We start from the raw sequence: 14,497 nt of genomic DNA on the forward strand, positions 1-14,497 counted from the left end.
CCCCTGTCAACCGGCCAACCCCGTCTTTGCGACGGCTGCCATTGGTCGTGTTCTCAAAGAAGCCCTTTCGCCCTTGCCCGCTGCGACACTTGCCGTTCGCGAAACAGGGTAAACAGGCCAGTTGCGACAACGATCCCTGCACCAACAAGGGTCACCCAGTCTGGCCATTCACCAAAAAAGATCAACCCGATGATCAATGCCCAGATCAGTCCGGTGTATCGAAACGGTGCGATAAACCCGATGTCGCCTACGCGCATCACCATCACCGAAAACAGATAGCCCATGAATATGAAGGCGGCGGACAGGGTCAGAAGCCCGCCGCTTCTTGGCGTGACAGGCGCCCAGTCCACACCAAGTGACGCAAATCCAAAAGCCACGGTGATCGCGATGGACGCCACCAAGGCCACGGTCATCGACGGTGTTGCCGGCGACATCTTTCGGACAATGAGATCACGCAGCGTGATGAAGCCGACCGCAGCCAACGCATAAACGGACCAGAGCGTGAACCCATCGCCGCCAGGTTTGACAATCAGCACAACACCGACAAAGCCAACCAAAATGGCGAACAGGCGCCGCCATCCCAAAGGCTCACCCATGAAAGCCCAGGCGGCCAGTGCGATGGTCAGCGGCAAGGCCTGCAACACGGCGGTGACATTGGCAATTGGCATGTTGAACAAGGCACTGAGAAAACAGTAGGTGGCCCCCATTTCAGCTAAGGACCGCAAGAGTATCAGCTTCCATTCCCGATAACCCAGCCGGAAGGACAGCGATCGAAGCGCCAACCCCAGACCATACAGCATCAAACAGGTTACAACACCGCGTAAAAACACGGCCTGTGACAGCGGGACATCACCTGACAGCGCCTTCATGCAGGCATCATTGAAGGTGAAACCGGCCATCGAGCCAGCCATCAATGCCGCACCTTTCATGTTGTCTGAGACTGACATCGGTCTTCCATCTGATCATTTGCAAGGTGAATTCGCGACCGCTCGGACCGGGCCAGCTGCACGGCCTGAAGCCTAATCAAAGAAGTGTTGATCTGGCAAATGAAAAGCCCCGCCTGTTGGCGGGGCTTTCCTGTAGACTTATTGTTCGGATCAGGGTTGCTCTGAACCACCGAATTCTGGTGTTTCGACCAATCCGTTGTCATCCTCGGACGTGTCGCCGAAAACATCTTCCGATGGTGCAGCCAAGGCAGCAGCTTTTTCGGCTTCTGCGCGGGCTTCTTCGATCACCTTCATATCGCGGGCTTGTGCAACCTGACGCACACGCTGTGTGGCCCCACCGGTCCCGGCCGGGATCAGGCGACCGACGATGACGTTCTCTTTCAGGCCGACCAGCTTGTCGCGTTTACCTTGGACAGACGCCTCGGTCAGAACGCGGGTGGTTTCCTGGAACGACGCGGCCGAGATGAACGAACGCGTTTGCAGCGATGCCTTGGTGATCCCCAGAAGGATCGGCTCACCGGATGCCAGACGACGACCCTCTGCCGCTGCCTTCTCGTTGGCAGCGTCAAACTCGGCCTTGTCCACATGCTCGCCCTTCAGAAGCGTGGTTTCGCCCGAGTCCAAGATCTCCCACTTCTGCAGCATCTGGCGAACGATCACCTCGATGTGCTTGTCGTTGATCTTCACACCTTGCAGGCGATAGACGTCCTGAACCTCGTCGATCATGTAGTCAGCCAAGGCCTCGACACCCATGATGGACAGGATGTCATGCGGCGCAGGGTTGCCGTCCATGAGGTATTCGCCCTTCTGGATGAAGTCACCTTCCGCAACCGGAATGTGCTTGCCCTTGGGCACCATGTATTCGACGGGCTCAAGGCTTTCATCCGCAGGCTCGATCGAGATGCGACGCTTGTTCTTGTAGTCACGGCCAAAGCGCACGTAACCATCGATTTCGGCGATGATCGCGTGATCTTTCGGGCGACGCGCTTCGAACAGTTCGGCCACACGCGGCAGACCACCGGTGATGTCCTTGGTCTTGGCGCCTTCGCGCGGGATACGCGCGACCACGTCACCGGCTTTCACCGACTGACCGTCCTCGACCGACAGGATCGCATCCACCGACATGGTATAGGTGACGGGGTTGCCGGCCTCGTTGCGCACCGGTTCGCCATCTTCGCCGACCATGATCACTTCCGGCTTCAGTTCGTTGCCTTTCGGCGCCGACCGCCAGTCAGACACGATCTTCTGTGTCATGCCGGTTGCATCATCGGTTTCGTCACGCACCGAAATACCGCTGATCAGGTCGACGAACTTCACCGTCCCGTCCTTTTCAGCAATCATCGGAAGCGTATACGGATCCCATTCAAACAACTTGTCGCCACGCGCCACTTTCGCGCCGTCCTTGACGTGAAGTTTCGAGCCGTAGCCCAGTTTGAACGTGGCGCGTTCCACATCGTTGCCATCAATGATGGCCAGAACCATGTTCCGGCCCATGACAACGATCTCGCCGTCACGGTTTTCCAGAATATTGGCGTTACGATATTCGATCTTGCCGTCTTGGTTGGCTTCCTGGAACGACTGTTGGCCACCCTGGGCAACCCCACCAATGTGGAAGGTCCGCATCGTCAGCTGCGTGCCCGGTTCACCGATCGACTGCGCCGCGATGATACCGACAGCTTCGCCGGTGTTCACACGCGTGCCGCGTGCCAGGTCACGACCATAGCAGTTGGCGCAAACGCCTTCTTCGGCTTCACAGGTCAGCGGGCTGCGCATGCGCACAGTTGCCACGCCCGAGGCTTCGATCTCGTCCGCTTTGCGTTCGTCGATCAGCTCGTTCTTGGCCACGATCACCTCGTCAGTGCCCGGAACCAGAACGTCCTCGGCAGCTACGCGGCCCAGAACACGTTCGCCCAGCGACGCAACCACTTCACCGTCATTGACCGCCGCTTCCGCGGTGATCGAGTTTTCGGTGCCGCAATCGACCATACGCACGATGCAGTCCTGCGCCACGTCAACCAGACGACGGGTCAGATAACCCGAGTTCGCGGTTTTCAGAGCGGTATCCGACAGACCCTTACGGGCACCGTGGGTCGAGTTGAAGTACTCAAGCACGGTCAGACCTTCTTTAAAGTTCGAGATAATCGGCGTTTCGATAATCTCGCCCGAAGGTTTCGCCATCAGGCCGCGCATGCCGCCCAGCTGTTTCATCTGCGTAACCGACCCACGCGCACCCGAGTGGGCCATCATGTAAACCGAGTTCGGTTCCATTTCGGCGCCATTTTCGTCGCGTTTGTTCGCCGAGATGGTGTCCATCATAGCGTCGGTGACTTTGTCGTTACACTTCGACCAGGCGTCGACAACTTTGTTGTACTTCTCGCCCAGCGTGATCAGACCGTCCATGTACTGCTGTTCGAACCCTTTAACCTGATCGCGGGTTTCGTCCACGATCGGCCATTTGGTGTCCGGGATAACCATATCGTCCTTACCGAACGAGATGCCAGCCTTGAACGCTTCCTTGAAGCCCATGGACATGATCTGGTCACAGAAGATAACCGACTCTTTCTGACCGCAATAACGATAGACGGTGTCGATGACCTGCTGCACTTCTTTCTTACGCAGCAGACGGTTCACAAGGCTAAACGGCGCCTTGTTGTTCTGCGGCAGAAGCGCGCCCAGACGGATGCGGCCCGGCGTGGTTTCAAAGCGCATCATCACGGTGTTGCCCTCTTCGTCCACCTGCGGCAGACGCGCCTGAACCTTGGCATGCAGATGCACTTCGCCAGCGTCCAGAGCATGTTGAACCTCGTCAACGTCCGAGAACACCATCCCCTCGCCCTTCATGCCTTCACGCTCCATCGAGATGTAGTAAAGGCCAAGGATCATATCCTGCGACGGAACGATGATCGGTGCGCCGTTGGCGGGCGACAGAACGTTGTTCGTCGACATCATCAGGACACGGGCTTCCAGCTGGGCTTCCAGCGACAGCGGCACGTGCACAGCCATCTGGTCACCGTCGAAGTCAGCGTTGAATGCCGAACAGACAAGCGGGTGCAGCTGGATGGCTTTACCTTCGATCAGAACCGGTTCGAACGCCTGAATGCCAAGACGGTGCAGCGTGGGCGCACGGTTCAGCATGACCGGGTGTTCGCGGATCACCTCGTCCAGAATATCCCAGACTTCGGGACGCTCTTTTTCCACCAGTTTCTTGGCTTGCTTCACGGTCGAAGACAGGCCTTTGGCTTCAAGACGCGAGTAGATGAACGGCTTGAACAGCTCCAGCGCCATCTTCTTCGGCAGACCACATTGGTGCAGCTTCAGCTCCGGACCGGTCACAATGACCGAACGGCCCGAGAAGTCGACGCGTTTCCCCAAAAGGTTCTGACGGAAGCGACCCTGTTTCCCTTTCAGCATGTCCGACAGCGATTTCAGCGGACGCTTGTTGGCGCCGGTGATCACGCGGCCACGGCGGCCGTTGTCGAACAGGGCATCGACCGATTCCTGCAGCATCCGCTTTTCGTTGCGGACGATGATATCAGGGGCGCGCAGCTCGATCAGACGTTTCAGACGGTTGTTCCGGTTGATCACGCGGCGATACAGATCGTTCAGATCCGAGGTCGCGAAACGGCCACCGTCCAGCGGCACCAGCGGGCGCAGCTCGGGCGGGATGACCGGGATCACGGTCAGGATCATCCATTCCGGGCGGTTGCCCGATTCAATGAACGATTCAACGATCTTCAGACGCTTGATGATCTTCTTGGGCTTCAACTCGCCGGTGGCTTCAGCCAGATCAGCACGCAACTGCTCGGCTTCGGCTTCCAGATCAATCGCCGCCAGCATTTCGCGGATGGCTTCGGCACCGATGTTCGCCGTGAAGGCGTCCATGCCATAGGTGTCCTGGGCGTCCATGAACTCTTCTTCGGTCATCAGCTGACCATATTGAAGGTCCGTCAGGCCCGGCTCGATCACAACGTAGTTTTCGAAGTACAGGATGCGTTCCAGATCACGCAGCGTCATATCCAGCATCAGGCCGATGCGCGACGGCAGCGACTTGAGGAACCAGATATGCGCGACGGGCGCGGCCAGCTCGATATGGCCCATACGCTCGCGGCGTACTTTTTGAAGGGTAACTTCAACACCACATTTTTCGCAGACAACGCCGCGATACTTCATACGCTTATACTTGCCGCACAGGCATTCGTAATCTTTGACCGGGCCAAAGATACGGGCACAGAACAGACCGTCACGTTCAGGCTTGAACGTCCGGTAGTTGATGGTCTCGGGCTTTTTAATCTCGCCATACGACCACGAAAGGATCCGTTCCGGGCTGGCCAGCGACACCTTGATTTCATCAAAGGTCTTGGGGGCAGCCAGCGGGTTGAACGGGTTGGTTGTCAGTTCCTGGTTCATTTTGCGTTTCCTTTAATCAGGGGAAGGGTGGGAGGGGTAAGGCAGGCGCCTTACTCCTCGCCCTCCGCATCCAGGAGTTCCATGTTAAGGCCGAGGCCGCGGACTTCTTTGACAAGAACGTTGAACGATTCCGGTACACCGGCTTCGAAGTTGTCCTCGCCTTTGACGATGCTCTCGTACACTTTGGTACGGCCAGCAACGTCATCCGACTTGACGGTAAGCATCTCTTGCAGCGTGTAAGCCGCGCCATATGCTTCCAGAGCCCAGACTTCCATCTCACCGAAGCGCTGACCACCGAACTGCGCCTTACCACCCAGCGGCTGCTGCGTGACAAGCGAGTACGGGCCAGTCGAACGCGCGTGGATCTTGTCGTCGACCAGGTGGTGCAGTTTCAGCAGGTACTTCACACCAACCGTGACGGGGCGCGAGAACTGCTCGCCGGTGCGACCGTCAAACAGAACCGATTGGCCCGACGTGTCGAACCCGGCACGCGTCAACGCGTCGTTGACGTCTGCTTCCTTGGCGCCATCGAAGACGGGCGTTGCGATCGGCACGCCGCGGGTGACGTTCGATGCTGCATCCACCAGCGTGTCTTCGTCCATGCCCGAGATGCCTTCTTCATAGACATCGTCGCCATAGGCGATGCGCATGGCCTCACGCACCGGAGTCAGATCGCCCGAGCGGCGATATTCGTCCAAGGCTTCGTCCACGTTCAGACCCAGACCGCGTGCGGCCCAACCCATGTGGGTTTCAAGGATCTGACCAACGTTCATACGCGACGGCACGCCCAGCGGGTTCAGACAGAAGTCAACCGGCGTACCATCAGCCAGGAACGGCATATCTTCCATCGGTACAACCTTGGAAATAACACCTTTGTTCCCGTGACGACCGGCCATCTTGTCGCCCGGCTGAAGCTTGCGCTTCACGGCAACGAAGACTTTGACCATCTTCATGACACCCGGCGGCAGGTCGTCGCCACGACGGACTTTCTCGACCTTGTCCTCGAACCGTGCATCCAAGGCACGTTTCTGGGCTTCGAATTGCTCGTTCAGGGCTTCGACGATCTTGGCATCATCCTCGTCTTCCAGCGCAAGCTGCCACCACTGGCCGCGGCTCAGGCTTTCCAGAAGCTCGTCGGTGATCTTCGACCCGGCCTTGACGCCTTTCGGCCCCTTCACGGCGACCTTGCCTTCGATCATGCCACGCAGGCGCGCATAGATGTTGCGCTCCAGAATGTGCAGCTCGTCGTCACGGTCGCGGGCAAGGCTTTCGACCTCTTCGCGCTCGATCTGAAGGGCACGTTCGTCTTTTTCAACGCCGTGGCGGTTGAAGACGCGGACCTCAACAACGGTACCAAAGTCACCCGGCTTCACACGAAGCGAGGTGTCGCGCACGTCCGATGCCTTCTCACCGAAGATGGCGCGCAGAAGCTTTTCTTCCGGCGTCATCGGGCTTTCGCCCTTCGGAGTGATCTTACCGACCAGAATATCGCCCGGTTCAACATCCGCACCGATGTAAACGATGCCAGCCTCATCGAGGTTGCGCAGCGCTTCTTCACCGACGTTCGGAATGTCGCGGGTGATTTCTTCCGGCCCAAGTTTGGTGTCACGGGCAGCAACTTCGAACTCTTCGATATGCACCGAAGTGAAGACGTCATCGCGTGCGATACGTTCCGAAATCAGGATCGAGTCTTCGTAGTTGTAGCCGTTCCAGGGCATGAACGCGACGACCACGTTTTTACCCAGAGCCAGCTCACCCATATCGGTCGACGGACCATCGGCAATGACTTCACCTTTGGACACGCGCTGACCAACTTTCACCAGCGGACGCTGGTTGATGCAGGTGTTCTGGTTCGAACGCTGGAATTTGCGCAGACGATAGATGTCGACGCCCGCATCCCCCAGACCCAGATCTTCGGTGGCGCGCACAACGATACGGGTTGCATCCACCTGGTCGATCACACCGCCACGCTTGGCCTGAATGGCAGCACCCGAGTCGATGGCAACCTTGCCTTCGATACCGGTGCCGACATACGGCGCTTCGGCCCGCAAAAGCGGAACCGCCTGACGTTGCATGTTCGAGCCCATCAGAGCGCGGTTGGCGTCGTCGTTTTCCAGGAACGGAATAAGCGAGGCCGCAACCGAAACCAGCTGCTTGGGCGACACGTCGATCAGGTCAACGCTTTCGCGCTGCGCCATGGTGTATTCGCCCGACTGACGGGTGTTCACCAGCTCGTTCTCGAACCGGCCTTCTTCGTCCAGATGCGCGTTGGCTTGCGCCACGGTGTGGCGCATTTCCTCGGTCGCGGACATGTAGTTCACTTCATCCGTGACCTTGCCTTCCACAACCTTGCGATAGGGCGTTTCGATAAAGCCGTACTTGTTCACACGAGCGAAGGTTGCCAGCGAGTTGATCAGACCGATGTTCGGCCCTTCCGGCGTTTCAATCGGACACATGCGGCCATAATGGGTTGGGTGCACGTCGCGCACCTCGAAGCCCGCGCGTTCTCGTGTCAGACCGCCCGGCCCAAGCGCCGACAAGCGGCGTTTGTGGGTGACTTCCGACAGCGGGTTGGTTTGGTCCATGAACTGCGACAGTTGCGACGAGCCAAAGAACTCGCGCACAGCAGCCGCAGCCGGTTTCGCGTTGATCAGGTCCTGCGGCATCACGGTGTCGATTTCGACCGAGGACATACGTTCCTTGATCGCACGCTCCATGCGCAGAAGGCCGACGCGATACTGGTTTTCCATCAACTCACCGACCGAGCGCACACGACGGTTGCCCAGGTGGTCAATATCGTCGATATCGCCCTTGCCGTCGCGCAGTTCCACCAGCGCCTTGATACAGGCCACGATGTCCTCGCGGCGCAAGGTGCGCTGAGTATCCTCGGCGTCAAGGTCGAGACGCATGTTCATCTTCACACGGCCAACGGCAGACAGGTCGTACCGCTCGCTGTCAAAGAACAGCGTGTCGAACAGGGCCGAAGCGGCTTCGACGGTGGGGGGTTCACCCGGACGCATCACGCGATAGATGTCCATCAGCGCGGTGTCGCGGCCCATGTTCTTGTCCGCCGCCATGGTGTTGCGGATGTAGGGGCCGACATTGACGTTGTCGATGTCCAGAACCGGAATGTCGGTGATGCCCGCATCCAGCAGTTCTTTCAGCGACCCGCCGATCAACTCGCCATCCTTGTCGTGCTCAAGCGTCAGTTCATCACCGGCTTCGACATAAATCGCGCCGGTGTCTTCGTTGATGATGTCCTTGGCGACAAACCGGCCGACGATCGAATCGAACGGCACCAGCAGGTCGATGTCCTTGCCGTCTTCCATCAGCTTCTTGACTGCGCGCGGGGTGATCTTCTTGCCGGCTTCGGCGATCACTTCGCCGGTCTTTGCATTGATCAGGTCCATCGTCGGGCGGGTGCCTGCGACGCGTTCGGGGAAGAACTTGGTAACCCAACCCTTGTTCTTCTTCAGCTTGTACTGAACCGTGTCGTAATAGGCATCCATGATGCCTTCCTGATCCAGACCCAGTGCATAAAGCAGGGTCGTCACCGGCAGCTTGCGGCGGCGGTCGATACGCGCGAAAACAATGTCCTTGGCGTCAAATTCAAAATCCAGCCACGAACCGCGATAGGGAATGATGCGGCAGGCAAACAGCAATTTGCCCGACGAATGCGTCTTGCCCTTGTCGTGATCAAAGAACACACCGGGCGAGCGGTGCATCTGGGACACGATCACACGCTCGGTGCCGTTAACGACGAAGGTGCCATTGGGCGTCATCAGGGGCATGTCGCCCATGAACACGTCTTGTTCCTTGATGTCCTTGACCGACTTGGCGCCGGTATCTTCGTCCACATCGAACACGATCAGACGCAGAGTCACCTTCAACGGCGCCGAATAGGTCAGGTCGCGCTGCTGGCATTCTTCCACGTCGAATTTCGGCTCTTCCAGCTCGTATTTCACGAATTCCAGAATTGCGGTTTCATTGAAATCCTTGATCGGGAACACCGACTGGAAAACAGCGTTGATGCCTTCGCCGTCCATCGGTTGCGGCTGATCACCGGAGTTCAGGAACAGGTCATAAGAGCTTTTCTGAACCTCGATCAGGTTCGGCATCTCAAGCACTTCACGGATTTTGCCGTAGTACTTACGCAAGCGTTTCTGGCCAAGATAGGTCTGCGCCATAAGGTAATTACCTTTCATTTCTCAACTGATGCGCCGACCGTCGGGTCACCGGCGACGCCTCGTCCGAGACTGGGGGTTCGAACCAATTCCCGGAAACCCGCCCAAGGGTTTCCTCCCGATCCATTGAACCTTTCCCAGAAGAACGCCCGACCAATCAGGCCCTCTTCAAGACAGGTTCGGCTGGACCCGGATTTCTCCGGGCCCAGCCATATTCATGGGCCTGAACCGGCCCAAAAGCGCAGGGCTTAGGCCAGCTCGACTTCGGCGCCAGCTGCTTCCAGCTTGCCTTTGATGTCTTCTGCTTCGGCTTTGTCCACGCCTTCTTTGATCTTGCCGCCAGCTTCGACCAGTTCCTTGGCTTCTTTCAGGCCAAGACCGGTGATGCCGCGAACTTCTTTGATGACGTTGATTTTCGAGGCGCCGGCGTTCTTCAGAACGACGTCGAACTCGGTTTTTTCCTCGGCAGCCGCACCAGCGTCGCCACCAGCAGGACCGGCCATCATGACAGCGCCGCCAGCAGCGGGCTCGATGCCATATTCGTCCTTCAGGATGGTTTTCAGTTCTTGTGCTTCGAGAAGGGTCAGACCCACGATCTCTTCAGCCAGTTTTTTCAGATCAGCCATTTGACTTCTTTCCGTTATTAGATGTGTTCCAACGTGAGGCGGTCATCCGCTACACGGGGCTCAGATTGCTTAAGCAGCCTTGTCCTCGATCGTGGACAAGATGGATGCGATGTTCGAAGCAGGCGCGCCAATGGCCCCAGCGATGTTCGAAGCAGGTGCGCCAATGCAGCCGACGATCGAAGCAATAAGCTCGTCACGCGACGGCATAGCGGCAACAGCTTTGACACCGGCCGTATCCAGCGCCGTCTCGCCCATGGCACCACCAAGAATAACGAGCTTGTCGTTGGTCTTGGCGTAACCTTCCATGACCTTGGCCGCAGCCACAGGATCTTCGGAATAGGCAAGAACGGTCATGCCCGAAAGAAGGTCGGCGATAGAAGCGGCCGGCTTGTCTTCCAGGGCGATTTTGGCGAGCTTGTTCTTGGCAACACGCACCGACCCGCCAGCTTCGCGCATTTGCGACCGCAGGTCCTGCATCTCGGCAACCGTGAGACCCGCGTAGTGTGCAACCACTACGACGCCAGAGCTTTCGAAGATCTGGCCGAGTTCCTCGACCACTTTCTCTTTCTGGGCTCTATCCACAGTTTTACTCCAAGTATGGAGGGTCAGACCCTCCGGCTCTTATTTCACCAGGTTTTCAGAGAAAACCCGGCAATCGGGTCCGTGATACGGGTCCTTCGCAAAATCGCCCCAAAGCCAAACGGCCACGAGAATTCTTTTGTTCATTTCCCATCTCAGGCAGGAATTATGACCCTTGCGCGCGGTTGCTTTTCAGCTTGGCCCACCAGCGTCACCCACCGTCTCGGACGAAATGCAAAACAGCGCACGACGAATCGCACGCTGGACTGCATGAGCTATGTAAGATGTTTGAAGCGGTTTTCCAACCCCTAAACGGGCGCGTGTTTTCACACGTCACCCTCATGACTTTTGCACACTAGCATAAAACCGGTCACAGGGCAAAAGCACATATCCAAACAAAAAAGGGCGCCATGAACGGCGCCCTTCCGTGTGCTTGACTGACGAAGATCAGTTCCCAGTCGCGTTGTCCACCGAAATGGTGACGCCCGGACCCATGGTCGAGCTCAGCGCGATCTTCTTCATATAGGTGCCTTTGGCACCGGTCGGCTTGGCTTTCTGCACGGCGTCGACAAAGGCGCGCACGTTTTCAACCAGCTTGGCTTCGTCGAACGAGGCCTTGCCAAGACCGGCGTGAACCACGCCGCCTTTTTCAGCCTTGAACTGAACCTGACCGCCCTTGGCCGCCTCGACAGCTTCCTTCACGTCCATGGTCACAGTGCCGACCTTGGGGTTCGGCATCAGGTTGCGCGGACCAAGAACTTTGCCCAGACGACCAACGATCGGCATCATGTCCGGCGTTGCAATGCAACGATCGAACTCGATCTTGCCACCCTGAATGGTTTCCATCAGGTCTTCCGCGCCGACGATGTCGGCACCAGCTGCCTGAGCTTCTTCCGCTTTCGGGCCGCGTGCGAACACGGCGACGCGCATGGTTTTACCGGTGCCGTTCGGCAGGCCGATCACACCGCGGACCATCTGGTCTGCATGGCGCGTATCGACACCCAGCGACATGGCGATTTCGATGGTTTCGTCGAATTTTGCTTTCGCGTTGCCCTTGACCAGCGCAACAGCTTCTTCGACCGAAAGGTTCTCTTTGCCGGCGAATGCTTCGCGTGCGGCTTTGGTGCGTTTACCCAGTTTCGCCATCTTACTTCACCTCGATACCCATGGACCGGGCCGAGCCCAGTACGATCTGCATGGCGGCGTCGATGTCGTTCGCATTCAGATCTTTCATTTTTGCCTCGGCGATCTCTTTCACCTGGGCAGCGGTCACCGTGCCAGCCGTTTCATGACCGGGCTTGTTGGCACCCGACTTCAGCTTGGCGGCTTTTTTCAGGAAATAGGACGCAGGCGGCGTCTTGATGTCCATCGTGAAGGACTTGTCCTGATAATAGGTGATCACGGTCGGGCACGGCGCACCGGGCTCCATTTCCTGCGTCTTGGCGTTGAACGCCTTGCAGAATTCCATGATGTTAATGCCGCGCTGACCCAGGGCGGGGCCGACGGGCGGGCTGGGGTTGGCTTGACCTGCAGGAACCTGCAGCTTCATCGTGCCAGCGAGTTTCTTAGCCATTTGGCTTCTCCTTTAACAACAGCGCGGGGACGCGTCCCTTTGCCTTCGATTGCCGTGGTCTGGATTGGGGATCGCGATCCCTGCCCCTCCCACGTCCGCCCGATGGGGCGGCAACCACGTCAGGTTTGTTTCGTAACCTGCGTGTATTCCAGTTCGACCGGGGTGGCCCGGCCAAAGATCGACACCGTCACCTTCAGGCGTTGGTTTTCGTCGTCCACATCTTCAACCATACCGTCGAAGCCTTCGAACGGACCATCGGTCACCGCAACCTTCTCGCCCACCTCGAAGTGGATCAGGGTGCGCGGCGCATCGACACCTTCTTCAACGCGGTTCAGGATCGCGTTTACTTCGGCGTCCCGCATCGGCATCGGTCGACCCTGTGGGCCAAGGAAACCGGTGACACGGTTGATCGACGTGATCAGGTGATAACCCTCGTCCGACATTTCCATATGCACCAGCACATAGCCGGGCATGAAACGACGTTCGGTGGTCACCTTCTTACCGCGACGAACCTCGATCACCTCTTCGGTGGGGACCAGAACCTCGTCGATTTCCTCGCCCAGACCTTTTTCCTCGACCGAGGTCTTGATCTGCTCGGCAATCTTCTTTTCGAAGTTCGAGAGCACGCTCACCGAATACCACCGTTTCGCCATATCAGCCTCTGCCTTCTTGCGCCCAAAGGGCCATTCAAATTCCTATTTCGGGAACAAAAAAGCGGCGTGCAACTCGAATCGCCACACGCCCGTCCCGAAGTGTCGCCCGAACTACCCCCGATACGTGCTCATTTCAAGGGGTCAGGCAAAAACTCAGCCAAACAGACCAAGCACAGCGGCCAAGCCACTGCGAATACCCAGATCGACAAGCGAGAAGAACAGCGCCGTCAGCGCGGCCAGCACAAAGACCATACCTGTGGTCAGAAGCACTTCGCGGCGGGTCGGCCACGTCACCTTCGACACTTCGGCACGCACCTGCTGGATGAATTGCAGCGGATTGGTCATCTTGTTTCTCAGCCTTTCATGTAACAGGCGGTCAATTACGCAATGCGCGCGGGGTTTTCAAGCCTCGTCGGACCTGTGCCGCGACAATTAAGCCGAAAAGACGTGGTCAGGGTCAGCGATGCGGTGGAAATGGCAGGGGCAGCAGGGTTCGAACCCGCGACCTACGGTTTTGGAGACCGTCGCTCTACCAACTGAGCTATACCCCTAGGACCGAGGGTCGGATTACGGCAAGGCGCAGGGGTTTTCAAGCGCTTTCAGCGACAATCTGCGAAGAAAGCAACCCGAGCTTAAATCTTCGGCTGTTTACCTGCCAGATGATGCGGTAACACGGAATTAAGATGATACGGGATACCAGTGAGTTCAAGGCGGCACCATGGCGTGCCATCAACCGTGCCGAGATGGAGCAAGCCCTGAGCGTGCCCACCATGTTGGCGCAGCGAGAGCAGAAACTCTATTACTGGCTGACGTCGCATTGGACCCAGGATATCGGAGCCGTCGTTGATCTGGGATGCTTCGTAGGCGGGTCAACGGCGCGACTGGCTGACGGGCATATGGACGCGGGCAAATCCCATTGGGTCCATGCGTATGACCGCTTCAAGGCGGATGAGCGGACCAAGACGCACGAACTCTATCGCAAGGGCATCGCGCCGTTCGAAGGGGCCGACATCTATTGGCTGGCCCGCGACCTTCTGGAACCGTGGGAAGATCGCGTCACCCTGCACCGCGGCGACATCATGACAAAGACCTGGGACGGTTCACCGATTGAACTATTGGTCATGGACGCCGCAAAATCGACCGAGACCACAGACGGCATCGCCGAACGGTTCTTTCCGCACCTTATACCGGGGCAATCACTGGTGGTGCAGCAAGATTACTTCCACTGGCGGCTTCCATGGATCCCGGTGCAGATGCAGCTGATGAAAGACTGGTTCAGGCCGGTGGCCTTCTGCCCCGACGACACCGTGATCTTCCAGAACATCCGCAAGGTTGACGACGAGGCGCTGGAGGTTGGCAAGGTCGGCAACCTTGACGACAACGCACTTATCGACTGCCTGACCGAGGTTCAGCCCCTTGCCCGAAGCTGGCGCAAGAAACAGCGTATTTACCGGATGAAACGCGCCATCAAGGCCAATCCGGGGGTTCGGACGGGTCACAGGATGATGGATCCGGATAAATCGTAAGG

10 protein-coding genes and 1 tRNA gene are annotated in these 14,497 nt (G+C 57.9%); 1 reads left to right on the plus strand and 10 read right to left on the minus strand.

Annotation, left to right across the window (positions count from 1 at the left end; translation table 11 throughout):
• Window positions 1–53: 53 nt before the first annotated feature.
• From J3R80_RS12860 to J3R80_RS12905, 10 genes are all read right to left on the minus strand, one after another.
• Window positions 54–947 (minus strand): DMT family transporter, encoded by an 894-nt coding sequence (locus tag J3R80_RS12860; RefSeq protein ID WP_275394188.1) that lies wholly within the window; start codon window positions 945–947, stop codon window positions 54–56.
• A 150-nt stretch (window positions 948–1,097) separates the two neighbouring features.
• The gene (gene rpoC, locus J3R80_RS12865) at window positions 1,098–5,354 is read right to left on the minus strand and encodes a DNA-directed RNA polymerase subunit beta' (protein ID WP_275394189.1); all 4,257 of its coding nucleotides are present in this window, start codon (window positions 5,352–5,354) and stop codon (window positions 1,098–1,100) included.
• Window positions 5,355–5,404: 50 nt separating this feature from the next.
• Window positions 5,405–9,541 (minus strand): DNA-directed RNA polymerase subunit beta, encoded by a 4,137-nt coding sequence (gene rpoB, locus J3R80_RS12870; protein ID WP_275394190.1) that lies wholly within the window; start codon window positions 9,539–9,541, stop codon window positions 5,405–5,407.
• 245 nt (window positions 9,542–9,786) lie between these two features.
• The gene (gene rplL / locus J3R80_RS12875; RefSeq protein WP_191287651.1) at window positions 9,787–10,164 is read right to left on the minus strand and encodes a 50S ribosomal protein L7/L12; all 378 of its coding nucleotides are present in this window, start codon (window positions 10,162–10,164) and stop codon (window positions 9,787–9,789) included.
• Between the two features lie 69 nt (window positions 10,165–10,233).
• Complete coding sequence (rplJ, locus tag J3R80_RS12880) at window positions 10,234–10,746, minus strand: 50S ribosomal protein L10 (protein WP_091428110.1); 513 nt, start codon at window positions 10,744–10,746, stop codon at window positions 10,234–10,236.
• A 444-nt stretch (window positions 10,747–11,190) separates the two neighbouring features.
• The gene (gene rplA / locus J3R80_RS12885) at window positions 11,191–11,889 is read right to left on the minus strand and encodes a 50S ribosomal protein L1 (RefSeq protein ID WP_275394191.1); all 699 of its coding nucleotides are present in this window, start codon (window positions 11,887–11,889) and stop codon (window positions 11,191–11,193) included.
• Between the two features lies 1 nt (window position 11,890).
• Entirely contained in the window at window positions 11,891–12,316 is a 426-nt protein-coding gene (rplK, locus tag J3R80_RS12890; protein ID WP_275394192.1) for a 50S ribosomal protein L11, read from the minus strand.
• Window positions 12,317–12,435: 119 nt separating this feature from the next.
• The gene (gene nusG, locus J3R80_RS12895; RefSeq protein WP_275394193.1) at window positions 12,436–12,969 is read right to left on the minus strand and encodes a transcription termination/antitermination protein NusG; all 534 of its coding nucleotides are present in this window, start codon (window positions 12,967–12,969) and stop codon (window positions 12,436–12,438) included.
• A 153-nt stretch (window positions 12,970–13,122) separates the two neighbouring features.
• Entirely contained in the window at window positions 13,123–13,314 is a 192-nt protein-coding gene (gene secE, locus J3R80_RS12900; RefSeq protein ID WP_191287655.1) for a preprotein translocase subunit SecE, read from the minus strand.
• Window positions 13,315–13,444: 130 nt separating this feature from the next.
• Window positions 13,445–13,520 (minus strand) — tRNA-Trp (locus tag J3R80_RS12905).
• A gap of 132 nt (window positions 13,521–13,652) precedes the next feature.
• On the opposite strand from J3R80_RS12905, the gene J3R80_RS12910 reads away from it, so the two are divergent.
• Window positions 13,653–14,495 carry a hypothetical protein gene (locus J3R80_RS12910; RefSeq protein WP_275394194.1) on the plus strand — a complete coding sequence of 281 codons (843 nt, stop codon included), beginning with the start codon at window positions 13,653–13,655 and terminating at the stop codon, window positions 14,493–14,495.
• Window positions 14,496–14,497: the final 2 nt, after the last annotated feature.

The sequence above is a fragment of the Aliiroseovarius sp. Z3 genome, from assembly GCF_029105185.1.
Taxonomy (GTDB): domain Bacteria; phylum Pseudomonadota; class Alphaproteobacteria; order Rhodobacterales; family Rhodobacteraceae; genus Aliiroseovarius.